Genomic DNA, 25718 nt, shown 5'->3' on the forward strand with positions numbered 1-25718 from the left:
CGCCGTTCGTTCCATAGGGTTTTGTAGCTAAAACAAGCCCGAAGGAGGAACGAACGGCATGCCTGAGAAGAGAATGACAGGTCGGGACGGGTTCGACAAGATTTTCGTCGAGTCCCACGGCGACTGGCTGCGTGAGATGGTCACGGCGATCGTGCACGAAGTGATGGAGGCTGAGGTGAGCGCAATAGCTGGAGCCGGCTACGGCGAACGAAAGGCGGAGCGGAACACGCACCGCAATGGCTACCGGGAGCGTCAGTGGACGACCCGAGTCGGCGACATTGATCTGCACATCCCGAAGCTCCGCGAGGGGTCGTATTTTCCGACGTTCCTGGAACCCCGCAGGCGCTCCGAGAAGGCCCTGATCGGCGTTATCAAGGAAGCCTACGTCCAAGGCGTGTCCACGCGCCGTGTGGAACGATTGTGCCAGCAGATGGGCATCGAGCGGATGGACAAGAATTTCGTTTCGCGCATGGTCCAGGACATCGAGGCTGAGGTTTTGGCGTTCAAGTCCCGCCCCCTGGAGGGCGAGTTCCCGTATGTGTTTGTGGATGCACGCTACGAGAAGGTCCGCCGGGAAGGCCGCGTGACAAGCATGGCGGTGCTGGTGGCCGTTGGCGTACGCATGGACGGCCACCGTGAGGTGCTTGGAGTGGAGCCCACGATGGGAGAACGCTATCTCCTGTGGCGGGATTTCCTGCAGGATCTGACCAGCCGTGGGTTGCAGGGCGTCCGACTGATAGTCAGTGATGCCCATGAAGGTTTGAAGCGGGCCATCACCGAAGTTTTTTCCGGAACAAGCTGGCAGCGTTGCCGCGTTCACTTCATGCGCTCCATGCTGGCTCATGTTTCCAAGCGCTATCAGCCAATGGTGTCCGCGTTGCTCAAGACCATTTTCGCCCAGCCCACCCTGGAAGAGGCCCGTAGGGAACTGCGCAATGTGGTCGATGCGCTTGAGCCTAAATTTCCAGACGTGGCAAAGCTCGTGGAGGAGGCTGAGGACGAGGTGCTGACCTACATGGCGTTTCCACCAGAGCATTGGCGCAAACTGTACTCCACGAATATGCTGGAGCGCCTCATGCGGACAATCAAGGCCCGCACCCGAGTGGTCAGCATCTTCCCTGACGAGAGGTCGCTGGAGCGCCTGGTTGGCGCCGTACTGATCGAAGAGAACGAGGAGTGGATGGAGGCCCGGCGCTATATCAGCGAAGCCTCAATGGCCAAACTCAACGCCGCCCGGCCCCAGCTCCCCCCGCGGGGGGAGCTGGGCCTGGAAGAGGCCGCGTAGGGGATCGAAAGGAAGGTAGTAACCCTGGGAGCTAAGACGGAATTACACCACTTGACGGGACACAACTGGCTGGGGGCGGGAGTAATCGAACAGGCGGTCTTTGCTTTTCCCTTTTTCACAGTTGATGCATATCCAGCAGTCTTTTGGTGTGAAGCGGCAGCGGAGGCTGTTCTGGTAGCGGTGGTAGGTTTTTTCTTTGCAGTGGGGGCAGTATTGGTACTTGAGTATGCTCATGGTGGTCGTGAAGTGTTGAGTCTTCACGAGACGTTACATGAAAAGGGAAGCGTAGGTTGTTTGGAATTGTTGCAATTGCGTGACAAAATATCAGGGATAGTGAACCGAAATGAGGGACAATCCTTGGGGCGGAGCAGTGGCCGGAGCTTTTGAACGGTCGGCAGACTCAAGGATCAATTGTAACTCTTCGACGGAAAGCTTGCCACGGCCGCAGGCCACCAGACAGCTCATGATGATGCGGACCATCTGCTTGAGGAAGCCGTTTGCCTCGAATCGCCAGATGGTTTCGTGCTCGGTAATGCCGGGGCGCCGGCTGATGGATGTGATGGTGCGGGTCGTGGTTTTCACCACGGTCCCGACATTTTGAAACGCGGCAAAATCGTGGGTGCCAAGGAGAATCGCCGCCGCTGATTCCATGGTCTCGAAATCAACATCGCCGCAGTTCCAGACAAACCGCCTGCGTTGGGGAAGGCAGAAGGCGGAATGGTGCCACAGGGTGTACTCGTACACTTTCCCCCGGGCCGAATAGCGGGCATGGAAATCGTCATCCACCACTTCGGAATGCAGGATGCGCACATCCTTGGGCATGTGACCGTTGAGGGCTCGCTGCCAGGGAATGGAGCACCAGTGGTCGTCGCAATTGAAGTGAGCCACCTGTCCCATGGCGTGCACGCCGGAATCGGTTCTGCCCGACCCATGAACCCGGGCCGGCGCATGGGTGATTTTCATGATCGCTTTTTCCACGACGCCCTGCACGGTTCGCTGGCGCGGCTGGAGTTGCCAGCCGGAAAAGTCGGTGCCGTCGTAGGCGACTGTGAGTTTGATGCGGGCCATTTTATCCTGTCCTTGCCGTTGATGCCGTCTACTTACGCGAGAGCGGGTGCTTTTTGAAGCGGAAAAAACATTCGAAAATCGTGTTGTCAGCAATGGGATAAAGGGGATGGAAGGCGGTTCACTTTTGCCTCGCTCCGTCGTAAACTGTCGCCATGCAGACGTGGATTCTCCATATCGATATGGACGCTTTTTTTGCTTCAGTGGAGCAGATGGACAACCCGGAGCTTCGCGGAAAGCCTGTTGCCGTGGGCGGTAGCTCGGATAGGGGCGTGGTCTCTGCCGCGAGCTACGAGGTGCGCAAGTTCGGCGTCCGTTCCGCCATGAGCGTGGTCAAGGCGCGCCAGTTGTGCCCGGACATCATTCTCGTTCCCGGGCGCATGAAGCGATACAAGGAGATTTCGGCCCTTGCCATGGGCGTGTTGCAGGAATTTTCGCCTACAGTGGAGAAGGCGAGTGTGGATGAAGCGTACCTCGACGGAACCGGGCTGGAGCGCCTTTTCGGTCCCATCGATGAGCTTGGCAGGCAGATCAAGGCGCGAATGAAGGAAGTGACCGGACTGACCTGCTCGGTCGGCGCGGCACCGGTCCGATTTCTTGCCAAGATTGCCTCGGACATGAACAAACCCGACGGCATGTTCATTATCCAGCCCCACGAGGTCGAACCCTTTTTGCACACCCTGCCGGTGAAGAAAATCCCGGGGGTCGGAAAGAAGCTGTTGCAGATACTGAATCGGTATCGGGTTATAACCTGTGGCGACATCCTCAAGCATGATCGCGCCTTCTGGCAGGAGCGGCTGGGAAAATACGGCGGGGCATTGCACGACCGGGCAAGGGGGATTGATCCCAACGGGGTGGTCACCACCTCGGCGGCCAAGAGCTGTAGTGCTGAAAACACGTTCAGCGAGGATACCGGCGACAGGGGGCAATTGACGAAGTGGCTGCTGGCCCAGTCCGAGCGGGTCGGGAGCGATCTGCGGCGACACGGATACAAAGGGCGAACCGTGACCCTCAAGGTCAAGTTCGCGGACTTCAAGCAAATCACCCGCTCCAAGACTTTGAGCGCCAGGACCGACAACACCACCGTCATATTCGAGACCGCGTGCGAATTGCTCGCTCAGGTCGAGTTGCGCAGGGCGGTTCGGCTCATCGGCGTGGGCGTGTCCAATTTCGAGGGCAAGGTGCGCCAGATCACACTATTCGAGGATGCGCCTGAAACCGTGGAGCAGACCAGCGAATTGGATCGGGCGGTTGATGCCGTCAGACAGCGGTTCGGTTCCGGAGCTGTCACCCGCATGGAATTATTGTCCATGAAAAAGCACAAGAAGTAAGCAGTGCTGCCGAAATGCGCCGCGTAAAGCTGCCTAATTCGCTTGCCAACCGGTATAAAGATTACTACATAGTAAAGAGCAGCGCGTTTTGATCAATCCTTTCACTGCTAACAAATCCATAGAGTATGATGAAATATAATAAATTGTTAGACGTTATGTACGTCCGTGTCTCCCTTATTGCCTTTATTGCGGCGTTTTCCGCTTTGATCCTTGCCGGTCCGGCCATGGCCGAAACCGATGAGGAAAAGGGGATGTTTGACGTCAAGCTGGCCAAAGATCCTGAGCCGCTTGCCGATGACATTGAGGCCAGCCTTGACCACCTTTTCGCCATGATTGAGGACCCGTCGATCCAGATCGACATGGCCAAGCTCGACCCCATGCTCGATTTCGTGGTCAACGGTACCGAAGACCCCAAGGATATCAAACCGGCCAAGCGCTTTTCCGGCAACGGCATCTGCCTGCGGGAAAGCATCAATGCCGACATGGATACCATCACCCGATACTTCTACAACCCGGATATTCCGAACTTCCTGCTGTGCCCTGCCGTATTGCGACTCTCGGGCTGGTATCCTGACAGCGAGTTCCTGCAGCGCAAAACACCCCTGTGGGAGGAGCTTGATTCCTTTGAAGCTCCCATTCAGACCCGCGGCAAGGAATTTGAAGCCTGCACCCCTGATTCTTTTGGTGAAGCGTACTTTCGTTATGATATCAACCGGTTGATCAATCTGGTGAAGTATCAGGGAAAGAACGTCATTATTTCCGTATCCCTGCAGGATGACGAGTCCGATGTCGGTCGCAAGGGCGCCATCATCAATGATCAGGAGTGGGATTACTTCTATTCCGGTATCGAGGGCCTGAATCGTGGACTGATCGGCTGGATGGACACGTTCATGTATAATTCGGCATCCGTACTGATTTACGTCGAGCACGATGCAGCCACCCGCAAGGGGTCCACCTTCCTGTTCAAGTGGCTGAAGGCCGGTTGGGCCGGGATGAACGTCGTCAAGCGCAAGCACATCTACGATGGTACTCTGCGTTATGTTCGCAGCATGTCCAAGGTGCTGGAAAGCCCGGATTTGACACCGGAGGAACTGGCAGCAGGTATGCGTGTGGTCGAGGAATTGACCGGCCCGCAGGTGGATGAATACATCGCCCAGTACGCCAAAAATTTTGAACTGCGCTTTCAGGACAACCCCAAGCTTTCCAGCAAGGAATACTCCAAGATCATCGCTGACGGCGGATATGCCGAAGTGTTGGACAAAGAAGAGCGAATATCCCTTCTGTATCTGGAAAAGCTCAAGGCCATGCTCGGCATGGAAACCCTGGTTGACCTCACGTCGTCGCCAGTGGCCGACGCGAAAAACTAATACGCCTCTAGCCAATGGCTGCAATGGACGTTACATTGACGGCGCACCGTGTATATGGTGCGCCGTCAATTTTTTAGCGAGGAGTGATCATGATCATCGAAGAAAGCGAAGCCAAATTCAAATTTTGCCCATTGCTCAAGACTGCCGACGATAAGATGAAGATGTGCCAGACCACCATGTGCATGATGTGGCGTTGGGCCGACGACGAAAAAGAGAAAGGGTACTGTGGACTGGCCGGTACGGCTGTACAGGGTGCCAAATAACAGACGCTTCTTCGCCTTCGGGTGATGTGTGGCGAGTCATGATATGGCAAAGAAATTTTCATTCAAACTCGACAAGGTGCTGGACTACCGGGCGCAGTTGGAAGATCAGGCCAAGGCCGCTCTTGCTGCTGCGCAGGCAGCCCATGATACCCAGCAAGCCAAGGTTCACGGGCTTCAGAGCCAGTTGGCGAAGCATATGGACAACGAAGAAAAGTCCCGAAAATCCACCAACGACATGTGGCTTTGGCGACAATTCAAGACCGCACTCGAACAGGATATCGAGCGGGAACGAATGGAATTGAGTCGGTTGGAACTCAATTTGCATCAACGCCGCCAGGAAGCGGTCGACCGCTCTCGGGACAAGAAGCTGCTGGAAAAGCTCAAACAAACCCAAGCCAAGAAGCATCATGAAGAACAAAGTGCGCGCGAAGAAAAAGAAAACGACGAGATGGCAACCATTCGGTTCCAATCTCAAGATTTCTAAGGTTCTGATCAGTCTCATATTTCTCGCTTTGATGAAGATCGCTGTTTTCGGCATGGTCAGTGTCGATTCCGTGACGCTCAAAGTTGTCGAAGCCGTCATGCCCGAAGCGCTGCCCAGTGTGGCTGTGGCCGCTGAAGGCGATCAGCAAGCCGATACGCCCATAGCTGACAAGGCAGATTCTCAGGCGAATCGTGCCAAGGAAGCCGAAGCACAGGCCGACAAGGCAGCAGAGGACGTGCGGACCGAAAAGGATTTGCCCCAGGAGTGGAAAGCTCTCAAACGCAAGGAAGAGGAGCTTGCCATCAAGGAGCGTACCCTGCGCGAGCTGGAGTCCACCATCAAGGCCGAGGCGGCCCGGGTAGAGAAGATGCATGCCGAGATGCGGCAGATGCTGGAAGAAGCCAAGGGCATCAAGGACAAGCGCGTCAAGCAGTTGGTTGACATGATCTCCAACACCAAGGCCAAGAAGGCTGCCGAGATTTTGCAGACCATGGAAACCGATCTGGCCGTCAAGGTTCTTTCCGGTATGCGTGGCCGTCAGGCTGGCGAGATTCTCTCCTTTGTCGAAGCAAAGAAGGCCGCCGAGCTGTCGGAAAAGCTCACCGAATTGCAGATTCCTTTCATGGACGATGGGCAGCAATAAGTTTGATATCAGTTGAGTATAGAAATGATGAAAGGCCACTCTGTTCGCAGGGTGGCTTTTTTTTGTGGGAAATCAGATTATGGGCGTTTCACGCCGATTTGTCGGGTGACTTTGCCTCCGGCGGGTAAGGACTCGCGCCCTTGCATCCCCTATAGCGCCTTCGGCGGAGGCTATTGCTTGTTGACTGACTGCAACTTGAAAAGAGATCACCCTCGCCAACGGCGACAGTTGGATTCCAAAGGGTATAGCCCTTTGGCCGCCGGAGGCGAAATCATCCATCAAATCCGCCGCAGGCGGTTTCCCATTTTGATTTGATGGCGTGGAAATCAGAATATGAATGGCGCTTTTGCGCCGATTTGTCAGGTGACTTCGCCTCCGGCGGGCAAGGACTTGCGCCCTTGCATCCCCTGTAGCGCCTTCGGCGGAGGCTATTGCTTGCTGATTGGCTGCAACCTGAAAAGAGACCACCCTTTGCCAACGGCGACAGCGGGTTTCCAAAGGGTATAGCCCTTTGGCTGCCGGAGGCGTAATCATCTATCAAATCCGCCACAGGCGGTTTCCTATTATATATCTACCGGATACGAAGACTACTTCTTCTTGTCCGGGCCGTAGGTACGCACAAACCATTGAATCTGGCGACAAACACCCATGAGCAGATTGAACTCGTTCCGTCTGAGATTGATTTTTGAGAAGAACCGCCGAACAGGTAACATCCAATAGTCGGGGTTGTCGTCCTTGAGAAAATCGATGGCCAGCAAACTTTCCTGCAGATTGGAGAAAAGAGCTTCCTGCTCCTGAACGGTGGTGGGGCGCTCCTGAGGCGGTCCGTCAGCCTCAAAAGGCTTGTCCAGAGACTTCTTGAAACACTCGTACAAAACAACGACCACAGCCTGGGCAAGGTTCAGGGATGTGCCTTCGCGGCTGGTCGGGATGGTCATCAGACCGGAACAGAGACTGGTCTCCTCATTGGTCAATCCTTTGTCTTCCGGGCCGAAAACAATGGCGACCTTGCCGCCGGACCGCAGCCGGTCATTGACGACATCCGAGAGGGTGGACGGGGTCATGATGCCTTTTCGCCATCCGCCGGTACGTGCGGTGGTGCCGTAGACCGAGGTGAATCCTTCGAGTGCTTCCGGGAGGGTCTCGACGATGGTCGCATTTTCGAGAACGTGCTTGGCGTGGGCCGTTGCCAGCGGGCGGGCCTTGTCCATATCGAAATTGTACGGATCGACCAGAATGAGGTTGGTGACTCCCATGTTCAGACAGGCACGGGCGGCACTTCCTACATTCTCCGGGAACTTGGGCCGGAACAGGACCACGGCGAGATTCTCAAGCATATTTCCTCCGGGTAACGGATCGGGTGAAAAAAACGGAACGACGCCATGTATCCCCAAGACGTCGAGATGTCAAAAGGAGACACTACTGTCGGATCTTTGTTGGACTGAGCTTTTCCAGGTCTTTCATGCAGTCATGCATTATGTGATCGTAACGCCCGCTTTCCTTGAGTTTGAGTAGCCCTGTGTTGAATTGTTCGATGAGCGTTTGTGCGTTGGGAACGTTCTTGGAAATAAGCAGGTAAATTGGGCCGCTTCGTAATGGTTGGGGATGGTAGGTGATCGTCTTTGCGCTGGGGAGTCCGATTTGCGTGTTAAGAATGAAGCATCCCACACTCTTGGAGCAGGGAAAAACATCAATCCGACCGGAAATGAGCTTGCGAAGATTGACCTCGTCCGAAGGGGCCAGTTCGAGTTTTCCGGCGTGCTGCCTGGTGATTGCCCTCAACTGGTCGATATAGGTGTACCCCAGCGTGGCCCCGATTTTCAAATGACCAACATCCTCAATGCGTGCCCAGTCGAATGGACGGGATTTATTGTAAAAGAAGACCGTATCCACTGTGAATAGCGGTTTGCTGAACAGGAAGTATCGCTGTCGTTTTTTGGTTTTGCGCCAACCGACCGAGCCATGATGGTCATCATGCGCTGCGAGGTCCAGTGCGCGCTTCCATGGTGCATAGTCGTATTCGACAAGTATATCGCTTTGGGCAAAGGCCTCTGTGATCATACGGCTTCCAACACCTCCATGAAGTAGGTGTTCAGAAAAAAGCGGAGGCCATTCTCCATTGGTCAGCACCAGAGTTTGGGCAGAAACAGGGGTGGCCGCCATGAGTGTGATGAATGCGGCCAGAGCAATAAGGTTCAAGCGTGCTTTTTTACTTCTGAAGACGTTCTCCGCCAATGGTGCCGCTCTACGACATCCTAAAAGTTCCTGGAATCTAAGGGGTATTACTATATGGGTGTGAATTCTTCAAGAAAGATAATCATCAATAGACGCGAACCGATGAATAAATGATCAATAATCCCGACATAAAAAGCTCGACTGACCCGTCAGTCAAAAAAAGGGTAATGATAACAAAACGCTAATAAAATCAGGCGTTGACGATAGCAAAATTGGAAATATGCGTTGCGGCAATAGTGAAAATATGCCATAAGTTCAGACAGAATGGAGAAATCTCCTTCGAGGTGTTTTTATCGGGTAATTAACGTTCCCGGTAATTTAGTTGCGGTCCATATTAACCTTTTTGCGGTCCTTTAGGAGGAAACATGAAACGGATTCTCATCCTGGTCTTGGCGCTTGCCGTTGTTCTCGGCATGGCGTTCACTGCTCAAGCCAAAAAACGTTACGTCTTCGGCGGCGGCCCCGCCGGTGGAACATTTCAGACTGTTGCCAACGGCATTCAGGTTTACGGTCCTATTAAGAGTAATCCCAACTTTTCGGTCAAGGCCCAGTCTTCCGGTGGTTCCGTTGAGAACCTGCGTACCACCAACGCTGGACGCGTGGCGTTTTCCACTGTCTACGCCGGTGAGGTTTTCCTTGGTCGCAACGGCAAGATGAAGAACGACCCGCGCAAGTATGAAAACGTACTGGTCGTCGGTTATTTGTACGGTGCTCCGGCCCAGCTCGTTGTTCGTGAAGGTTCCGGTATTACATCCGCCAAGGACCTGGCCGGCAAGAAAGTCGGTGTCGGCAATGCCGGTTCCGGTGCGTTTGCCAACTGTGAGCGCTTTTTCACCCACCTGGGCATCTGGGATAAGATCGAACGAAACGCCATGGGCTACAACGACGCTGCTCAGGCCTTCGGTAACGAACAGCTCGACGCCTTCTGGCTGCTGACCGCCTTCCCGTCCGGTGCGGTTATAATGGCTGCCCAGACCAACGATATCAATCTCATCGACCTCGGCAAGGATGCCGCTGATTCCGGGTACTTCGAAGAATACCCCTACTTCGGCAAGCTGACCATTCCCGCCGGTACCTACCGTGGCGTCGACAAGGACACCCCGTCCTTCTTTGACTCCGCGCTGCTGGTTGCCAATGCCAAGGTCAATCCCGACCACGTATACGAACTCATGTCTGCCGTCTGGTCCGAAGAAGGCCTGAAGCACATGGTCGGCCAGAAGAAGACCTTCAAGGCCATGTCCGTTGCTGACGGTCTCAAGGGCGTCAATCCTGCTGCCACTCCGTTGCACCCCGGTGCGATCAAGTTCTGGAAGGAAAAAGGCGTTCTCAAGTAGCCTGCCATCCTGATGCATCATAGCGGGCGGTCCGGTTTGCCGGGCCGCCCGACGACAAAGGGGGCAGGCCGGAAACCGTTCGGTCCGGCCTGCCAGTCAATCCTTCCTCGCGACTCGCTTCGTGCAAGAGAGAGTTTCCTGTAGTGGAACGTACTCGGCGGCGGTGCCGGGTGCCGGAGTCCCAGGGTCGCAAGCATCGCCCGGAATGGGCAGACTGAGTGCGAGATGTATGAAAAATTAAGTAAACTAGAGCAATTCCTTTTCGACTTCCTGTCGGTGGGCATGGTCCTGTTCTATTCATGGTCCGCCGTCTTTGAACCTGCAGCAACCCAGTACCATCGCGGGGTGTACGTGATCGTCACGTATTTTCTCGTCTTCATGATTTACCAATCCAAGGGCATATTCCGCATCATCGATTATCTGCTGATGGCAGCGTCGGTGGTGACGGTCGGCTATTGGATAATGAATTTTGAGGCCATCAACTATCGGACCGGGATCGAAACCGAAGTGGATCAGTGGATGGCCATGGTCGGAGTGCTCATCGGTGTCGAGCTGGCTCGACGCGTTGTCGGCAACGTGTTTGTCATCATCGGCGTCGCCATGCTTCTCTTTGGCATGTATGGCGAGCAGATGCCCGAACTCGTCGCCCATGCCGGGGCTACGTTCCCCGAGTTGTGCACGTCCATCTTCTATCGGTCGGACGGTGTCTTCGGTATCATGGCGAACGTGCTTGCCACCTACATCATCCTGTTCGTGCTCTTTGGCGCGTTTCTGGAACGATGCGGTGCGCAGCGGTTCTTCATCGATTTCCCGCTGGCAGCGGTGGGCCACAAGATCGGTGGCCCGGCCAAGGTGTCGGTCATCGCATCGGGTTTGTTCGGTTCCATCTCCGGCTCGGCCATCGCCAATACGGTTTCAACCGGTGCATTCACCATCCCGATGATGAAGAAGGCCGGATTCAAACCGCATGTGGCGGGTGGTATCGAACCCGCGGCATCCATTGGTGGCATGTTCATGCCCCCGATTATGGGCGCGGGTGGGTTCATCATGGCGGAGATGACCGGCCTGCCGTATTCGCACATCATGCTGGTCGCCATTTTCCCGGCGATCATGTACTTCTTCTCGGTTTTCGTCATGGTTCATTACGAAGCCAAGAAGGACAACGTGGTGGGTGAGCGGTACAAATACTCGGCTATGGAGATTTTCCGCAACGAATGGCTGTACACACTGCCGTTGGTCGGTATCACCATCTTCATGCTGGCCGGATATTCTCCGGGATATTCCGCCATCATCGGGCTGGCTATCTGTGTCGGCCTGTCGTTCAAGGATGGGGACAATGGTATTGATCCCACATTGCTGTGCGTCATGTCGTTCATGGTGCTGTGTCCGTGGCTGGTCAAAATGATTGGATACGTCGGAGGCGAGGAGGCCGTGGCTGCGGTCAAGCCGTTCCTGTCCGGTCGTATCCTGCTTTTGTACGGTTTGATCGCTGCAGCCGCGCTGTTTGCCTATCGCCGTCAGACATTGTCGGGGATGAAGAGTGAAATGAACGAGTTCGTCATTGCCGCGCGCATGGGAACCATCAACTCACTGAAGATCGGCGCCACGGTCGGCGTTATCGGTATCATTATCGGCGTGCTGACCTATTCCGGTCTGGTGCTGACTTTTGCTGATATCGTTATCGAGCTGGCCCATGGGTCATTGGTCGCCACCATCTTGCTCATCGCACTGGCCTCGCTGGTGCTGGGTATGGGCGTGCCGGTCACCGCAGCCTATTTGATCACGGCGGTTGTGGCGGTTCCTGCCTTGACCCACCTTGGTGTCAACGAAGTCGCTGCACACATGATCGTCTATTGGCTGTCGCAGGATTCCAATATCACGCCGCCGGTCTGTATCGCTGCATTCGCCGGGGCGACCATTGCCAAGGCCAATATGTGGAAGACGGCGTTCACCTCGTTCAAGTTCGCCAAGTTCCTGTATCTGGCCCCGTTCCTGTTTGCGTATATTCCGGCATTCTCACTGTCGGCATCCCCAACACAGATAGCGATTTGGTTCTCGATAATCACGGTTTGTGTTTTTGTGTACGCATGGTTCCTCAGTGGAATATGGTTCGCGCCTCTCAGGCGAATGCTTGGGGGTTCTCCTGCATAAATGGAGCGTAACAAAGTAATCGAAGAGGTCCGGTTTGCGCCGGGCCTCTTTTCGCGTCAAAAAGGGCGAAATACGTAAAATTGGTCCAACCTATTGAATTGACTGGACGCTCAACCAATGCGGCGCGCTGCTGGTCGTGTGTGGCCGGAAGGTGTTGCCGTGCAAGGATAAATTGTACTTGAAGAAACTTGAAAAGCCCCGTACCTAAGTAACAAAATCTTGCGGTTCATTTCAGAAAAATATGGAGGCCTGATCATGGCACTGTTCACCAAAGAAGAAGCACTGAAGTATCATTCCGACAAACGCAAAGGGAAGTTGGAAGTCATTTCCATCAAACCGTGCGACAACCAGAAGCACCTTTCCATGGCATACAGCCCCGGTGTTGCCGAAGCGTGTCGCGAAATCGCTGCCGACACCGAAAAGGTGTACGAATACACCAACAAGGGTAACCTGATCGCTGTTGTCTCCAATGGAACCGCTGTCCTCGGTCTGGGCAATATCGGTCCTGAAGCAGGCAAGCCGGTCATGGAAGGCAAGGGTGTCCTGTTCAAGATTTTCTCCGACATCGATGTGTACGACATCAACATCAAGGCAACCACTCCGGACGAGATTGTCTCTTTCTGCAAAATGCTGGAGCCCACCTTTGGCGGCATCAACCTTGAAGACATCAAAGCCCCTGAGTGCTTCGAGATCGAGCAGCGCCTGATCGAAGAGATGAACATTCCTGTTTTCCATGATGACCAGCACGGTACCGCCATTATCTCCGGAGCCGGTATCATCAACGCCCTCGAAATCTCGGGCAAGAAGATCGAAGACATCAAGGTCGTGGTTTCCGGTGCCGGTGCATCCGCCATCGCCTGTTCCGAGTTCTACGTGTCCATGGGCGTGAAGCGCGAGAATATCTACATGTTCGACTCCCGCGGGCTGATCCACGCCGGTCGCGAGGGGCTTCATGAGTCCAAGAAGGCGTTTGCCCAGGATAAGGACTACGGTTCTCTGGCCGACGTCATGGTCGGTGCCGATATGTTCCTCGGCTTGTCCGTCAAGGACGCCATCAACAAGGATATGGTCAAGACCATGGCTGAAAACGCCATCATCTTTGCCTGCGCCAACCCGGACCCGGAAATTCCGTATACCGACGTCAAGGAAGTCCGCCCCGACATCCTGATGGGTACCGGTCGCTCTGACTTCCCCAACCAGGTCAACAACGTGCTTGGCTTCCCGTTTATCTTCCGTGGCGCCCTCGACTGCCGGGCTACCGCCATCAATGAGGAAATGAAGCTTGCCTGTGCACAGGCTCTGGCAGATCTGGCCAAGGAACCGGTTCCGCAGGAAATCTGCGACGCCTACGGTGTGGACAAGCTCGAATACGGCATTGATTATATCATCCCCAAGCCGCTTGATCCGCGCGTACTGACCTGGCTGGCTCCTGCCGTTGCCAAGGCTGCCATGGATACCGGCGTTGCCAAGATTCAGCTCGATCTGGATGCGTACTGCAAGGAATTGGAAACCAGAATGGCTGCTTCCCAAAAGCGCACCAAGTCTGTGGTCGAATCCTTCGGCTACGACTTCTAGTCTGGCTTCTCAAACGGATATCTCGCCCCGTTCCATACACTGGAGCGGGGCGTTTTCATTGGCGGGACACGGACAGATTCAATGAAGGAGCCGGGGCGTTAGGTCTACGCCTCAGCCATCTGCCGATGAAGCTTGCAGGGCTATCGTTCGCAGATTATGCTTGAGCAAGCCAGCGATACAGAAGGGGATAGTAGAATGGACGAAGAAACCATGCAGCAGATTCGTGAGCTTGCAGAGAAAAAAGGCATGGACGCCGAGCAGTTGGCCGAAGCCTTGACCGGCGGTGTGCCGGAGGAATTGCTTGAAGCCATGACCGTGGTGCTCGGTAAAACCGCGCTCTTTGATCTGGCCCTCACCAAAAAAGACGAAACCGCGGATTAAGAGGCTGCCGGTTCCGGCTCTTCTGACCCTTGTGGCAGCTTCGGCTCGATGGACGACAAGTCGATGGTCTTGTTGACATGCGAGGCAAGACCGGTACCAGCCTGGCTGAAGACGTTGAACGCGGTGTTGACCCCCGCCTCCCGCAGTATCTCGACTTCATCATCATAATAGGCCACGGCGGCCAGTTCGCACGCCAGTCCGTATTCCTTGATTTTCTTGGCGGCGTAGAGTTGTGTTTCCAACTTGGGAATGGCGAGGACGATCAGTTTGACGCGGGTGTCCTGATACGGCAGCTTGCGCCAGAAATCCGGGTCCGATACATCGGCAAGGGCCGCCTGCCGTCCCTTCTCAAGCTGTCGGTCAACCGTGTCGGCGCTGAAATCGAGGCCCAGCACCACTGGGCCGAACTTTTCCGTGAAATAATCGTATGTTCCGGTGCCGATACGCCCCATCCCTATGACAATGATCTGCCATGTTCCGGCCTCAAACGGCTCTTCGTCGGGGTGGCGCTCCTGCGTCTGGAAACGGCGCAGCCACGGGCGCACCTTGTCGAACAGGTTGTCACCTTTCCGGTTGAACGGAGAAGCCAGCACAAAGGACATGGACAGGGCCACGGCAATGGTCAGCAGCCATTCCTGTGGAAGCCAGCCATTGGCTACTGCCATACCGCCAACAATGAGGCCGAACTCCGAGTAGTTCGCCAGATTCAGTGACGTGATGAACGAGGTTCGTGCTTTGAGCCGGAACCGCGTGAACAGGAAGAAGAACAGCACGACCTTGAGCGGCAGAACCAGCATGAGCAGGCCGGAAGCCGAGAGTATTTCCAGGGTCGGTAGTCCTCCCAATCCAATTTCAAGGAAGAACCCGACGAGCAGAAAATCCTTGATGTTGGTCAGTGATTTGGCGAGGTCGCTGGATCGAGGATGGGGCGCCAGGAGCAGACCGGCGATCAATGCGCCGAGGTCCGCCTTGAGTCCTACCACTTCAAATGCTGCGGCTCCGGCCACGAAAGCGAGGAAAAAGCCGAAAAGCACCTGCAATTCACCATGCCCGATCCGATCAAGCATGCGCATGAATACCCAACGGGCCACAGGAAGGCCGATCAGGATGGCTATGGCCCATGGTGTCGGCAGCTTGCCGGTGGAGAAGGTCAGGAACAGGACCGCAAAGATGTCCTGCATGATCAGGACGCCGATGGCGGTTCGTCCGTTGAGCGAACTGGATCGGTTGCTTTCGTCCAGAATCTTCACGGCAAAAACCGTGGAGGAAAAGCTGAGGGCAAAGGCAAGGATCAGGGCGGTGGACCAGGAAAAATCGGCGAACAACCGAAGCCCTGTGGTGGATAGCCCCATGAGCAGCGCACTGAACGCACAGACGGTTATGAGCATGTGCAGTGTGGCACCGCCCCATACTTCCGGGCGGAGCAGGCCGCGAATATTCAGTTTGAGGCCAATGGAGAAGAGCAGGATGGTCACGCCGATATCGGCAACCTCGGATAGGATGGGGCCGGAGTCGTACCCGATGTAGCTCAAGGTGAAGCCTGCCACCAGATAACCCACCAGCGGCGGCAGATTGACCCGGCTAACGAGGTAGCCGCAACCGAATGCGAGTATGATGACCAGAGGATCCATGCGTATTTACTGCTCGTTTTTTTCTTTTGCCGTGACAACGCCGCGGGTGACGATGCCGACCATCAGGGCGAACATGACATAGCTGACCAGACATTCGATCATGGCCAGCAGCTTGGCATCCCACATTTTTGGGGTGAAATCTCCGTAGCCGAGCGTGGTCATGGTCACCACGGTAAAGTATAGTGAATTCAGGAAAATGTCACCGCCTTGCTGGCTGAATCCAAAGGGAGCAGGCAGTCCGGCGATGAGGTGTGCGCCCTCCAGGGCGGCATTCACCAGCGTGAAACCGGCAAGCATCGTGACATAGATACGGGAGAGTTCGGAAACCTCACCCCATGTGGCCGTGTAGCCGGGGCGGAGCATGTTGCCCAGGTTCCCGGCGAATTCGCGTAGGTGGATGAACAGCAGGACGAGGACAAGGGCAGTCAGTATGAGGATGCCTTCGTTGTGGAGCACGAGCAGGATATCGAGAGCCCCGGCCAGAAATCCTGCAATTGCAGCATACTGAATGGTTCTTGTTGCCATGAGCGGTTCGGATGACTGTACTTTTGCCAGCCACGCATTGCGTCTTTCATGAAAGAGGGCCACCAGTCCGGCCACGATGGAACCATTGATTCCAGCGGCGAGGAAATCGGCCCAGCTCAACATTGAATCATTCAATGTGGCGGCAACCGACCGGTCCAGAAAGAGGTTTGCCATATATAGGGTAATGACCCCGATAAAAAAGCAGGGAACAAAGTGCGTTAAAATGACTCGCCGGAGAGTCGGGTGGTGCGGATGCGTCATGGGTGCTCCAGATCGTTGTGTGCCTTCTTATATCCTTGTTTCGATTGTAAATCAAAGGAACTTGGGCGGTGGCCCGCAGGATGGTCTGGTCAAATGCTCGGCACCCATGTACCATTTAGCCATGTGTGGACGTTTTGCCCTTGGCATCCCTCGAAAAAGATTGGAAGAGGTGCTTGGTTGCCCTGCGCCGGAATCGTATGTCCCTCGGTACAACATCAGCCCGTCACAGGGCATTCTGGTTGTCGAGGAACAGGATGGCGTGGTTTCGACGGGCTATCGAAGCTGGGGCCTCATTCCCTATTGGGCGAAAGCGAGAGAGGCGATACCGGGGCTGATCAATGCCCGATCAGAAACAGTTTTTGAGAAGCCTGCCTTTCGTGACGCAATGCATCGGACTCGATGCCTTGTTCCGGCCCAGGCTTTTTATGAGTGGGAAAAAACGGGCAACAGGAAACAGCCCTACGCTCTGGGGATGGAGTCGGGCGAGGTGTTTGCCATGGCAGGCATCGGTTCCCGGTGGATTGATCCGGTCAGTGGCGAAGTCGTGGATTCCGTCGCCATCCTGACGTGTCAGCCCAATGAGAAGGTCGCTGCCATACATGACAGGATGCCGGTGATTGTGGATGCAATCGACTGGAACCATTGGCTCAATAACGAAAACAGCACGCAGGCACAGCTCGGTTCGCTGCTTGTGCCGTACCCTGCGGACCGGATGCGTGTCTGGCCGGTTTCCACGGCGGTCAATAGTGTAACAAACGATACGCAGGACCTGTTACGTCCTGAATCGCGAGCAACGCAGGGGAGTCTTTTCTAGAGTTTCTCCAGACATTTGTCGAAGCGGAAAAACGTGGGCGTGTCGGCCTTCAACCCTTGACTATCTTGCGTTTCTGGCTTACCAATCCTGCTCTTTGCCCGCGCTGGACGGGTATTTTGCGCGTGGAGACCGATATATTTTAGGGAGATAGGACACTTGTTCGAAAGCCTGCAAGACAGATTAGGCAATGCCTTTCAAAAATTCAAAGGCCAGAAGCAACTCACCGAAGACAATGTCAAGGAAGGGTTGCGTGAGGTTCGCCTTGCGCTGCTCGAAGCTGACGTCAACTTCAAGGTCGTCAAGCAGTTCGTCGATCAGGTGAAGGAGCGCGCACTCGGCGAAGAGGTCATGAAGGGCCTCGAACCCGGGCAACAGATTATCAAGATCGTCAATGACGAGTTGGTGGAGCTCCTTGGTGGAGAACAGAAAGACCTGGACATCAATGCCAAACCGCTCAAGCTGATGATGGTCGGCCTGCAGGGTTCGGGTAAGACCACCAGCTCCGGTAAGATTTCTCTGTATCTGCGTAAACACCACGGCAAGAAGCCGTACCTCGTCCCTGCCGACGTCTATCGTCCGGCCGCTATTGACCAGCTGACCACGCTGGCCAGACAGCTTGATGTCCCTGTGTATCCGTCTACGCCGGACATGAATCCGGTGGATATCTGTAAGGACGCGCTGATAAAGGCCGAAGAGCTCGGCTGCGACCTGATTCTCTTCGATACCGCAGGTCGCCTGCATATCGACGAAGGACTGATGGACGAATTGGAGAACATCAAGAACGCGTGTTCTCCCCAGGAAATTTTATTCGTGGCCGATGCCATGACCGGTCAGGACGCCGTAACGGTAGCCGATGCTTTCAATGACAAGCTCGACATCACCGGCGTGGTGCTGACCAAGATGGATGGTGACGCCCGTGGCGGTGCCGCCCTGTCCATCAAGACCGTAACCGGCAAGTCGGTCAAGTTTGTCGGTGTCGGTGAAAAACTGTCCGAGTTGGAACTCTTCCACCCGGATCGTATCGCATCCCGCATTCTCGGCATGGGCGACATGATGACGCTCATCGAAAAAGCCCAGACCGAGATTGATGAGGATGAAGCCAAGGCCATGGCCGAAAAGATGGCCAAGGCCGAATTCGACTTTGAAGATTTCCGCAGTCACATGCGGAAAATCAAGAAGCTCGGCTCCATGGAAGGGCTGCTCAAGATGATTCCCGGTATGGGGAACATGATGAAGCAGATGGGCCAGGATGCCCTGCCCGAGGAAGAGATGAACCGCACCGAAGCGATCATCAACTCCATGACCATGAAGGAGCGCCGCCAGCCCAAGCTCATCAACCAGAGCCGCAAGGAACGTATCGCCAAGGGTGCGGGCGTGAAAGTGGCCGATGTGAACGTGCTCATCAAGAACTTCAAGCAGATGAGCACCGTCATGCAGACCATGATGGGCGGAGGCAAGTCCAAGAAGAAGAAAGGGCTGATGAACAAACTCTCCAGTCTGGCCGGAGGGGGCGGAATGCCCGATATGAGCGCACTCGGCGGTATGCCGGGAATGGACGGAATGCCTGGAATGCCAGGTATGCCGGGCATGGGTGAGGAAGAGGGCGGCAAGCGCTCCCTTTCCAAGAAAACCCTCAAGGCGCGCAATAAGAAGAAGCTGAACAAAAAGAAAAACAAGAAGAAAAAGAAGAAAAAATAGCGGTCTATAAGGGTGACCCGGCCCAAGTAGCGCTGTCGGACATCTTTATAATAGATATCAACTTGCCAACTATTGTGCAAAAACGTATTAAATCATTATTGGGAGTATAAGAATCATGGCTATGAAAATCAGACTGACTCGTATGGGTTCCAAGAAGCGTCCCTTCTACCGCGTCGTGGCTCTCGACAGCGCCACCCGTCGCGACGGCCGTCCCGTTGAGTACCTTGGGTACTACAATCCGATGGTCGAACCCAACGAAATCAAGCTCGACATGGAAAAGATCGAGAAGTGGCTCGCAGAAGGTGCTGAGCCCAGCAACACTGTTCGTTCCCTGCTGAAGAAGGCCGGCAAGTAAGCACTGTGCTTCCTTTTGTCCGGTTCTCTGTTGGCAGCTCAAGTTCACGGCGCGAGACGACGCGTCGACATCGGAGGTAGACGTCATGCTGAAAGAGATGATTGAGTACATTGCCAAGTCCCTGGTGGACAACCCGGATGAAGTGCATGTGTCTGAAGTCGAAGGCGAGCAGACCTCGGTTATTGAGCTGAAAGTGGCCAAGGAAGACCTTGGCAAGGTGATTGGCAAGCAGGGCAGAACTGCCCGTGCCATGCGCACCTTGCTTGGAGCCGCGTCCACCAAAGCTCGCAAACGCTCCGTTTTGGAGATTCTCGAGTAGCATCTGAACGCTATGACAACACGCCGCAAAGACGGGTTAATTCCCGTAGGCGGAGTGGCGAAGCCGCACGGAATTCGCGGGGAGTTCTGCATAAAGAACTATGCAGACTCCCCGTTGCTTTTCGATCGCGTTTCCACTCTGTTTCTTCAGGATGGGACCAAAAGTCCCAAGTCGTACGTCATCAATTCCTGGCGAGAGCACAAGGGTCTTGTGCTGCTCAAATGCCGTGGAATTGATGATCGCGATCAGGCTGAATCCTTGCGCGGACAGGCCGTGCTCATCCGTGAAGAAGACCTGCCGGAGCTGGATGACGGCGAGCATTACATCATGGATATGCTCGGATGTCGTGTCGAGCTTCGTGATGGCTCTTACGTGGGGATGCTTGAGCACTTCTACGAAAATGCCGAACAGGACGTCTGGGTCATTGTAACCGATGACCGTAAAGAGGTCTTGTTGCCGGCTGTTCCTGAATTCGTATTGGATGTGGATCTGGACAATGAGGTCGTGACCATCGATCCCCCCGAGGGGTTGTTGGACATTTACCTCAACCCGGAGCCGCCCAAGAAAAAGAAACCCCGCCGCCGTACCCCGAAAAAGAAGAAGGCAGTCGATAACGCAGGCTAGGGCACACACCGTGCCAGTGCCTGAGTTGATGCTTCTTTTGCTCTGTGATGAGCCGTGGTGAAGTTGTCGTGATGTCGGATGCGCAAGCATCGGGTGTACGGCAATGTTTGGCGACCAAGCGACACCAGCCCAAGGGTAGAACATGAATTTCCATATCGTATCCATCTTCCCTCACTACTTTGAGTCACCGCTGTCGTCGGGACTCATGGGCAAGGCTGTGGATAGCGGGCTGGTCAATCTGGACCACGTTGATGTGCGGCATTTTGCCGGTGGCATCCATAAATCCGTGGATGATCGTCCGTTTGGCGGTGGCCCCGGCATGCTGCTCAAGCTCGATCCCATGGTCAAGGCCCTCGATTCCATTGAGAAGCCCGGCCGGATCATGATGATGTCACCTCGTGGCAAGCCGCTGACCCAGGCCCGTTCCCGAGAGCTGTCTCAAGAAGAGGATGTCACGCTCATCTGTGGTCGCTACGAAGGGATCGATGAACGCCTGCTTGATCTGTATGACATCGAGCTGGTCAGTGTCGGCGACTTCGTGCTCAACGGTGGCGAGGCCGGAGCTGTCTGTCTGATCGAGTCCGTGGCGCGATTGCTGCCGGGATTCATGGGACACGACGATTCCGGTGAAGAGGAATCCTTTTCCGCTGGCCTGCTGGAATACCCGCACTACACCCGACCCGACGATTGGGACGGGTTGAAGGTGCCGGAAGTCCTGCGCGGCGGGAATCACGGGGCCATTGATCAATGGCGTCGCGAGTGTTCGCTGGAAACGACCCTCAATGATCGACCGGACATGCTTCCCGGAGCCAGTCTGACGGTTGAGGATATCGACTACCTGCGCACCCTTTCCCGGACACGGCTCGGGCGCAACCTCTACATAGCCCTCTGCCACTATCCCGTTCACAACAAGTTCGGTGAAAAAGTGGCAGTCTCCGTGACCAATCTGGACCTGCACGACATGTCCCGGGTTGCTCGCAGTTACGGGCTGGGTGGGTTCTATGCTACCACCCCCATCGAGGATCAGAAGGCCTTGGCCGAACAGCTCCTCAACCACTGGAAAGAAGGGGCCGGGAGTATCGCCAACCCGGACCGCGCCGAGGCATTTTCAAAGGTGAAGGTTTTTGACGATATTGATTCTGTGGTTCTTGACATTCAGGAACAAACAGGGCAATGTCCCCGGCTCGCGGCTACGTCTGCACGTTTAGACCGCCGCAAGCAAGCCGAACCTGCTCTTACGTATGAAGAAGTGCAGGGATGGTTAGCCAAATCACCGGTTTTATTGATTTTTGGAACCGGTCACGGTTTGGCTGAAGAAGTCCTCTCCAAAGCGGCGGGCATATTGCGGCCCGTTAGATATTTGGACGACTACAACCATCTGTCGGTACGAAGTGCGGTTGCGATCATCGTCGACCGGCTTATCGCAGATGAGTACTAATTTTAGGAGAAATACCATGAACGCAATTCAGAAGATCGAAGCCGAACACATTCGTCTCGACATGCCCGATTTCAAGGCCGGTGACACCGTCAAGGTTCACTACCGCATCATCGAGGGTGAAAAAGAACGTATCCAGGTTTTCCAGGGTGCAGTCCTTCGCCGTCGTCGCGGTACCACCAACTCCACCTTCTCTGTCCGGAAAATTTCCGACGGTGTTGGTGTGGAACGTGTGTTCCCCATGAACTCCCCCTTCATCGATCGCGTCGAAGTGGTCTCCGAAGGTAAAGTTCGCCGCAGCCGCATCTACTACCTGCGCAACCTGCGTGGTAAGGCTGCCCGCATCAAGTCCAAGCAGATCTGGGAATAATTGCTCGAACGTGAATGGGGAAGAGCGGATGACCGTTCAGGGTGCATGTCATAAGAGACAGCCTTCTCCCCGCATTGTTCACGAAGCATACCCCACATCATGTCGATATATTGCCCGAAGCGTCCAGCACGCTTCGGGCTTTCGACGTTTGGACTTCGTTCTCCCCGGGGTTGTCCGATTGCGGGTAAAGGCTTACAGTAAGCCGTAAAAGGAAAAGCTGGGGGTTACATGATCAAAAGCATCAATATTCAATATGCGAGTCGCAAGGACTTGTTGGCAGTCCAGTCACAAGTGGCAGGATGCGAGCCTGATCATGTGCTTATTCAGGTCTTCAGCGGTAAAATGGACGACGGGTTCATAGATCGGTTGCTTGCTGAGCTGATTGATGTTTTTCCGGGCGTTGCCATTATCGGTACGACGACGGCCGGTGAGATCATGGACGGCAAGGAGTTCGAAGGAACTGTGCTGATCAATGTCTCGATGTTTGAATCGTCGAGTGTGAAATCCGTGCTTGTTGATCACGAAGAAGACATGGTGCGGACAGGCGTTTCGATTGGTTTGGCGCTTCGACAGCCCGATGTGAAAGCGGCCATTGTTTTTGGCTGTGGCATCAGGGACGGTAAAACAATCAATTCCGAGCCAGTCCTGCGGTCCATAAGTGAGACCCTTGGCGATGTCATTATTGCGGGTGGTCAGGCTGCCGATAATGGTCAGGGTGAAGCAACGCTGGTGTTCACCGAAGCAGGTGTCTCCGAGTGTGGCGTGGCTGCTGTTTCCATTGGCGGGCCTGATCTGCACGCCGACAACACGTACAACCTGAGTTGGGTACCCATCGGCAAATACCTGACGATCACCGAAGCGGACGGCAACCGGGTTTTTGGTATTGATGGGCGCACACCGTATGATCTCTATGTCCACTATCTCGGGCAGGAGGTGGCCGACAATCTGCCGTTGGCTGCAGCGGATTTCCCTTTTATCGTACACCGGGATGGGCTGGACATGGCTGTCCACGCCCTGGAAGTCCATGTGGACGGTTCATTTTCTTTTATTCACGATTTTCAGGTGGGGGAGCAGATACGTTTCGGTTTCTGTCATGCCGGACTGCTGGCCCTTGATGCCCAGGTTACCCATGCCGAGGTGGCCGGATTTCAGCCGGAAGCGTTGTTCGTATACTCATGCGTTTCACGCAAGTGGATACTCGGTCCGGATATTTCGGTGGAACTTCGGAGCCTCTCGGATATCGCCCCTAGCGCCGGTTTCTTCTCCTATGGCGAATATTACCAGCATTCCATTGGCAAGCCATTTTTCTTCAGCCAGACCATGACGGTTCTGAGTTTGACCGAATCGCGCAAGGGCAAGCCTGAATCAATCCCGGTCTCCCCCGGCGATTTCCCTGTGGACGAATCCCGCCAGTTCAGGGCGCTACGGGTGTTGCACCGTCTGGTTGATAAATCCACTCGCGAAATTCATGTCATGAATCAGGAATTGGCTCGACTTGCCAACATGGATTCGTTGACCGGCATTGCCAATCGGCGCTTGTTCGACGAAACGCTAGAGCGAGAGATTCGGCGTTTGTTGCGGACCAGCGATCAGTTGTCATTGGTGTTGATGGATGTGGATTTTTTCAAAGAATACAATGACACCTATGGGCATGCGGCAGGCGATGATTGCCTGCGTGCGGCATCGTTGCTGCTGAAAAAACACATCCGGCGTCCCGGTGATCTGGTGGCGCGGTATGATGGCAAAACATTTGCCTGCATTCTCCCGTCCTCCGGTCATGCCGGAGCCATGAAAGTGGCCGAGGCCATTCGTACCGAATTTGAGGCATTGGCCATACCGCACACGCCATCAGATGTTTCCGATTATGTCACGGCCTCCTTTGGTGTGCTGACCGTGGAAGATCTTGCCCTTGCCACGCCGGCAAAGATGATGGCAGCGTGCGACCAGATGCTCCAAAAAGCCAAGCGACGCGGGCGTAATTGCGCGCAGGGCGTCAGCCGTTTCATGCTCTAGTCGGCGGGGTGGCCTTTTGTGCGGATTCAGGGCAAAAGGGCGTCTGGAGTAACGACATGAACCAAACAGTATTGTTCTCAGCAAACGGGTACGTCGAAACGGAAATAGCGGGCGTGGATGAAGCAGGGCGTGGATGCCTTGCCGGTCCTGTGGTTGCTGGTGCATGCGTGCTCCCGGCGGAGTATGACCTGCCCGGTTTGAACGATTCCAAGCAGCTCAAGGCAAAAGATCGGGAATTCCTCTACGACGGTATCCGTGCGCAAGCGATAGCCTGGTCCATTGGTGTTTCCTGGCCGCGCGAAATTGAAGCGGTCAATATCCTCGAAGCCACATTCCTGGCCATGTCTCGCGCTGTTCGGACCCTGAAAACGTCACCCCGTTTTCTGCGCATCGATGGTGATAAGACCATCCCCGGGTACGCTCTCAGGCAGGAAATTCCGCAGGAGGCTGTGATCAAGGGGGATGGTACGGTCCCGGCGATTTCCGCTGCCTCCATCCTTGCCAAAACCTTTCGCGATAGGCTGATGGTCAAGCTCGCCAAACGGTATCCGGGCTACGCCATTTCCCAGCATATGGGCTATGGCACCAAGGTGCACATGGAAGCTATTCGCCAACTCGGACCAAGCCCCATACATCGCATGACATTCCGTGGCGTGAAGCCGGAGAAGCCTGCACAGCAGCAGGCCAGTCTTTTTTAAGGCAGGACGCTGTGCAACTGTCCATTGTCGTCCCCAACTACGAATACGGCAACTTTGCCGATCGATTCTTCGGCTCCATCGCCGGACAGACACTGGCGCTCGATCAGGTCGAAATAGTATTTGTGGATGATGGCAGCAGGGACAATTCACTGGAGCAGGCACATCGCTGGGCGCAGCAGTTGCCCTGTGCGAATTTTCGGATTCTGACGCCATCCCGAACCGGCAAACCCGGGTTGGTCCGAAACCATGGATTGGAACACGCTTCCGGGGAACTGCTTCTGTGTCTTGATCCCGATGATGCGTTGCTTCCCGGGTATCTGGAGCGCTGTGTGACTACCCTTATCCAGGATACTTCCATCGATGTGGTCTACACCGATTATCGGGAAGTGGGTGTTGGTGATGGTCGTGATGTACGGTTGCCCGATTTCAAGCGCGGCCTGTTGCGAACGCAAAACGCGTTGCCACCATCCGCCATGATCCGTCGTTCTCTCTGGGACAGCGGCGTGCGCTTCCGCGACAATACCGAATATGAGGATTGGGATTTCTGGGTGCAGTGCCAGATGACCGGAGCATCTTTCCGTCGCATCCCCGAGGTGCTTTTCGAATACACCCTGCATGATAAGAACTTTTCCCATCATGCTGTCCGCCACGACGGCCACGCCAAAGCGCGTATCGTGCTGAACAATCCCGATTTCTTTCACCCGGAAGTGCGCCGATGGGCCGATAGCTATCTGCGCGGCAGACTGCACGGCCAAGCCATGCAGCGAGGTTATATCCCGACTCCGTCAGATGTGAAAAAACTGCTCATGGACGTGGAAACACGAGTGCGCGATCTCGACGCCCAATAATACGCACAAATTT

25 protein-coding genes are annotated in these 25718 nt (G+C 55.0%); 20 read left to right on the plus strand and 5 right to left on the minus strand.

The annotated features are described in order from the left end of the window. Nucleotides 1-73: 73 nt before the first annotated feature. A complete protein-coding gene (locus DPRO_RS12235; protein ID WP_097013740.1) occupies nt 74-1285 on the plus strand; it encodes an IS256 family transposase in 1212 nt (403 codons plus the stop codon). 324 nt (nt 1286-1609) lie between these two features. Here DPRO_RS12235 and truA read toward each other — a convergent pair whose 3' ends face one another. Next, complete coding sequence (gene truA / locus DPRO_RS12240) at nt 1610-2353, minus strand: tRNA pseudouridine(38-40) synthase TruA (RefSeq protein WP_097012297.1); 744 nt, start codon at nt 2351-2353, stop codon at nt 1610-1612. Between the two features lie 152 nt (nt 2354-2505). Here truA and dinB point away from each other — a divergent pair, with 152 nt between their 5' ends. From dinB to DPRO_RS12260, 5 genes are all read left to right on the plus strand, one after another. Continuing rightward, entirely contained in the window at nt 2506-3681 is a 1176-nt protein-coding gene (gene dinB / locus DPRO_RS12245; RefSeq protein ID WP_097012298.1) for a DNA polymerase IV, read from the plus strand. 125 nt (nt 3682-3806) lie between these two features. Beyond that, nucleotides 3807-5048 carry a hypothetical protein gene (locus DPRO_RS12250; RefSeq protein WP_232005576.1) on the plus strand — a complete coding sequence of 414 codons (1242 nt, stop codon included), beginning with the start codon at nt 3807-3809 and terminating at the stop codon, nt 5046-5048. Nucleotides 5049-5137: 89 nt separating this feature from the next. Beyond that, nucleotides 5138-5311, plus strand: coding sequence for a hypothetical protein (locus DPRO_RS20335; protein ID WP_173806788.1), 174 nt, complete (start codon nt 5138-5140; stop codon nt 5309-5311). 43 nt (nt 5312-5354) lie between these two features. Beyond that, nucleotides 5355-5795, plus strand: coding sequence for a flagellar export protein FliJ (fliJ, locus tag DPRO_RS12255; protein WP_097012300.1), 441 nt, complete (start codon nt 5355-5357; stop codon nt 5793-5795). A gap of 31 nt (nt 5796-5826) precedes the next feature. Continuing rightward, nucleotides 5827-6438, plus strand: coding sequence for a MotE family protein (locus DPRO_RS12260; protein WP_232005577.1), 612 nt, complete (start codon nt 5827-5829; stop codon nt 6436-6438). A 587-nt stretch (nt 6439-7025) separates the two neighbouring features. On the opposite strand, the gene DPRO_RS12270 is transcribed toward DPRO_RS12260, so the two are convergent. Together DPRO_RS12270 and DPRO_RS12275 are read right to left on the minus strand one after the other, a co-directional pair. Then, entirely contained in the window at nt 7026-7775 is a 750-nt protein-coding gene (locus tag DPRO_RS12270) for an RNA methyltransferase (protein ID WP_097012303.1), read from the minus strand. An 82-nt stretch (nt 7776-7857) separates the two neighbouring features. Beyond that, the gene (locus DPRO_RS12275) at nt 7858-8601 is read right to left on the minus strand and encodes a substrate-binding periplasmic protein (protein WP_407681410.1); all 744 of its coding nucleotides are present in this window, start codon (nt 8599-8601) and stop codon (nt 7858-7860) included. Nucleotides 8602-9038: 437 nt separating this feature from the next. Here DPRO_RS12275 and DPRO_RS12280 point away from each other — a divergent pair, with 437 nt between their 5' ends. The 4 genes from DPRO_RS12280 to DPRO_RS12295 all read left to right on the plus strand — a co-directional run bounded on the left by DPRO_RS12280 (nt 9039) and on the right by DPRO_RS12295 (nt 14114). Beyond that, nucleotides 9039-10007, plus strand: coding sequence for a TAXI family TRAP transporter solute-binding subunit (locus DPRO_RS12280; RefSeq protein WP_097012305.1), 969 nt, complete (start codon nt 9039-9041; stop codon nt 10005-10007). A 225-nt stretch (nt 10008-10232) separates the two neighbouring features. Continuing rightward, nucleotides 10233-12158, plus strand: a complete 1926-nt coding sequence (locus tag DPRO_RS12285) for a TRAP transporter permease (RefSeq protein WP_097012306.1) — start codon at nt 10233-10235, stop codon at nt 12156-12158. Between the two features lie 255 nt (nt 12159-12413). Continuing rightward, nucleotides 12414-13733, plus strand: a complete 1320-nt coding sequence (locus tag DPRO_RS12290) for a malic enzyme-like NAD(P)-binding protein (protein ID WP_097012307.1) — start codon at nt 12414-12416, stop codon at nt 13731-13733. A 195-nt stretch (nt 13734-13928) separates the two neighbouring features. Then, nucleotides 13929-14114 carry a hypothetical protein gene (locus DPRO_RS12295; protein WP_097012308.1) on the plus strand — a complete coding sequence of 62 codons (186 nt, stop codon included), beginning with the start codon at nt 13929-13931 and terminating at the stop codon, nt 14112-14114. Here DPRO_RS12295 and DPRO_RS12300 read toward each other — a convergent pair. Continuing rightward, a complete protein-coding gene (locus tag DPRO_RS12300) occupies nt 14111-15745 on the minus strand; it encodes a cation:proton antiporter family protein (protein ID WP_232005578.1) in 1635 nt (544 codons plus the stop codon). The genes DPRO_RS12295 and DPRO_RS12300 overlap by 4 nt on opposite strands. A gap of 6 nt (nt 15746-15751) precedes the next feature. After that, nucleotides 15752-16444 carry a potassium channel family protein gene (locus DPRO_RS20395; RefSeq protein ID WP_197706468.1) on the minus strand — a complete coding sequence of 231 codons (693 nt, stop codon included), beginning with the start codon at nt 16442-16444 and terminating at the stop codon, nt 15752-15754. A gap of 208 nt (nt 16445-16652) precedes the next feature. On the opposite strand from DPRO_RS20395, the gene DPRO_RS12310 reads away from it, so the two are divergent. The 10 genes from DPRO_RS12310 to DPRO_RS12355 all read left to right on the plus strand — a co-directional run bounded on the left by DPRO_RS12310 (nt 16653) and on the right by DPRO_RS12355 (nt 25705). Beyond that, nucleotides 16653-17345 (plus strand): SOS response-associated peptidase, encoded by a 693-nt coding sequence (locus DPRO_RS12310; RefSeq protein WP_162291181.1) that lies wholly within the window; start codon nt 16653-16655, stop codon nt 17343-17345. Nucleotides 17346-17501: 156 nt separating this feature from the next. Then, complete coding sequence (gene ffh, locus DPRO_RS12315) at nt 17502-19043, plus strand: signal recognition particle protein (RefSeq protein WP_097012311.1); 1542 nt, start codon at nt 17502-17504, stop codon at nt 19041-19043. A gap of 115 nt (nt 19044-19158) precedes the next feature. Beyond that, complete coding sequence (gene rpsP / locus DPRO_RS12320; protein WP_097012312.1) at nt 19159-19398, plus strand: 30S ribosomal protein S16; 240 nt, start codon at nt 19159-19161, stop codon at nt 19396-19398. An 85-nt stretch (nt 19399-19483) separates the two neighbouring features. Then, complete coding sequence (locus DPRO_RS12325) at nt 19484-19717, plus strand: KH domain-containing protein (RefSeq protein ID WP_015414977.1); 234 nt, start codon at nt 19484-19486, stop codon at nt 19715-19717. Nucleotides 19718-19729: 12 nt separating this feature from the next. After that, entirely contained in the window at nt 19730-20341 is a 612-nt protein-coding gene (rimM, locus tag DPRO_RS12330; protein WP_097012313.1) for a ribosome maturation factor RimM, read from the plus strand. 142 nt (nt 20342-20483) lie between these two features. Then, nucleotides 20484-21779, plus strand: coding sequence for a tRNA (guanosine(37)-N1)-methyltransferase TrmD (gene trmD / locus DPRO_RS12335; RefSeq protein WP_097012314.1), 1296 nt, complete (start codon nt 20484-20486; stop codon nt 21777-21779). A gap of 16 nt (nt 21780-21795) precedes the next feature. Further along, nucleotides 21796-22146 carry a 50S ribosomal protein L19 gene (rplS, locus tag DPRO_RS12340; RefSeq protein WP_097012315.1) on the plus strand — a complete coding sequence of 117 codons (351 nt, stop codon included), beginning with the start codon at nt 21796-21798 and terminating at the stop codon, nt 22144-22146. A gap of 228 nt (nt 22147-22374) precedes the next feature. Continuing rightward, nucleotides 22375-24159 (plus strand): diguanylate cyclase domain-containing protein, encoded by a 1785-nt coding sequence (locus DPRO_RS12345; protein ID WP_097012316.1) that lies wholly within the window; start codon nt 22375-22377, stop codon nt 24157-24159. 56 nt (nt 24160-24215) lie between these two features. Continuing rightward, nucleotides 24216-24857: a ribonuclease HII gene (locus DPRO_RS12350; RefSeq protein ID WP_097012317.1), complete on the plus strand. Its 642-nt coding sequence runs from the start codon at nt 24216-24218 to the stop codon at nt 24855-24857. An 11-nt stretch (nt 24858-24868) separates the two neighbouring features. Continuing rightward, nucleotides 24869-25705 (plus strand): glycosyltransferase family 2 protein, encoded by an 837-nt coding sequence (locus DPRO_RS12355; RefSeq protein ID WP_097012318.1) that lies wholly within the window; start codon nt 24869-24871, stop codon nt 25703-25705. The last annotated feature ends 13 nt before the right edge of the window (nt 25706-25718 follow it).

Origin of the sequence: Pseudodesulfovibrio profundus, from assembly GCF_900217235.1 — a bacterium.
Classification (GTDB): domain Bacteria; phylum Desulfobacterota; class Desulfovibrionia; order Desulfovibrionales; family Desulfovibrionaceae; genus Pseudodesulfovibrio; species Pseudodesulfovibrio profundus.

Bases quoted from the DNA above. Each gene is read 5' to 3' on its own strand.
- DPRO_RS12235 (WP_097013740.1), top strand. From the start codon at position 74: ATGACAGGTCGGGACGGGTTCGACAAGATTTTCGTCGAGTCCCACGGC.
- truA (WP_097012297.1), bottom strand. From the start codon at position 2,353: ATGGCCCGCATCAAACTCACAGTCGCCTACGACGGCACCGACTTTTCC.
- dinB (WP_097012298.1), top strand. From the start codon at position 2,506: ATGCAGACGTGGATTCTCCATATCGATATGGACGCTTTTTTTGCTTCA.
- DPRO_RS12250 (WP_232005576.1), top strand. From the start codon at position 3,807: ATGATGAAATATAATAAATTGTTAGACGTTATGTACGTCCGTGTCTCC.
- DPRO_RS20335 (WP_173806788.1), top strand. From the start codon at position 5,138: ATGATCATCGAAGAAAGCGAAGCCAAATTCAAATTTTGCCCATTGCTC.
- fliJ (WP_097012300.1), top strand. From the start codon at position 5,355: ATGGCAAAGAAATTTTCATTCAAACTCGACAAGGTGCTGGACTACCGG.
- DPRO_RS12260 (WP_232005577.1), top strand. From the start codon at position 5,827: ATGAAGATCGCTGTTTTCGGCATGGTCAGTGTCGATTCCGTGACGCTC.
- DPRO_RS12270 (WP_097012303.1), bottom strand. From the start codon at position 7,775: ATGCTTGAGAATCTCGCCGTGGTCCTGTTCCGGCCCAAGTTCCCGGAG.
- DPRO_RS12275 (WP_407681410.1), bottom strand. From the start codon at position 8,601: ATGGCGGCCACCCCTGTTTCTGCCCAAACTCTGGTGCTGACCAATGGA.
- DPRO_RS12280 (WP_097012305.1), top strand. From the start codon at position 9,039: ATGAAACGGATTCTCATCCTGGTCTTGGCGCTTGCCGTTGTTCTCGGC.
- DPRO_RS12285 (WP_097012306.1), top strand. From the start codon at position 10,233: ATGTATGAAAAATTAAGTAAACTAGAGCAATTCCTTTTCGACTTCCTG.
- DPRO_RS12290 (WP_097012307.1), top strand. From the start codon at position 12,414: ATGGCACTGTTCACCAAAGAAGAAGCACTGAAGTATCATTCCGACAAA.
- DPRO_RS12295 (WP_097012308.1), top strand. From the start codon at position 13,929: ATGGACGAAGAAACCATGCAGCAGATTCGTGAGCTTGCAGAGAAAAAA.
- DPRO_RS12300 (WP_232005578.1), bottom strand. From the start codon at position 15,745: ATGGATCCTCTGGTCATCATACTCGCATTCGGTTGCGGCTACCTCGTT.
- DPRO_RS20395 (WP_197706468.1), bottom strand. From the start codon at position 16,444: ATGGCAAACCTCTTTCTGGACCGGTCGGTTGCCGCCACATTGAATGAT.
- DPRO_RS12310 (WP_162291181.1), top strand. From the start codon at position 16,653: ATGTGTGGACGTTTTGCCCTTGGCATCCCTCGAAAAAGATTGGAAGAG.
- rpsP (WP_097012312.1), top strand. From the start codon at position 19,159: ATGGCTATGAAAATCAGACTGACTCGTATGGGTTCCAAGAAGCGTCCC.
- DPRO_RS12325 (WP_015414977.1), top strand. From the start codon at position 19,484: ATGCTGAAAGAGATGATTGAGTACATTGCCAAGTCCCTGGTGGACAAC.
- rimM (WP_097012313.1), top strand. From the start codon at position 19,730: ATGACAACACGCCGCAAAGACGGGTTAATTCCCGTAGGCGGAGTGGCG.
- trmD (WP_097012314.1), top strand. From the start codon at position 20,484: ATGAATTTCCATATCGTATCCATCTTCCCTCACTACTTTGAGTCACCG.
- rplS (WP_097012315.1), top strand. From the start codon at position 21,796: ATGAACGCAATTCAGAAGATCGAAGCCGAACACATTCGTCTCGACATG.
- DPRO_RS12345 (WP_097012316.1), top strand. From the start codon at position 22,375: ATGATCAAAAGCATCAATATTCAATATGCGAGTCGCAAGGACTTGTTG.
- DPRO_RS12350 (WP_097012317.1), top strand. From the start codon at position 24,216: ATGAACCAAACAGTATTGTTCTCAGCAAACGGGTACGTCGAAACGGAA.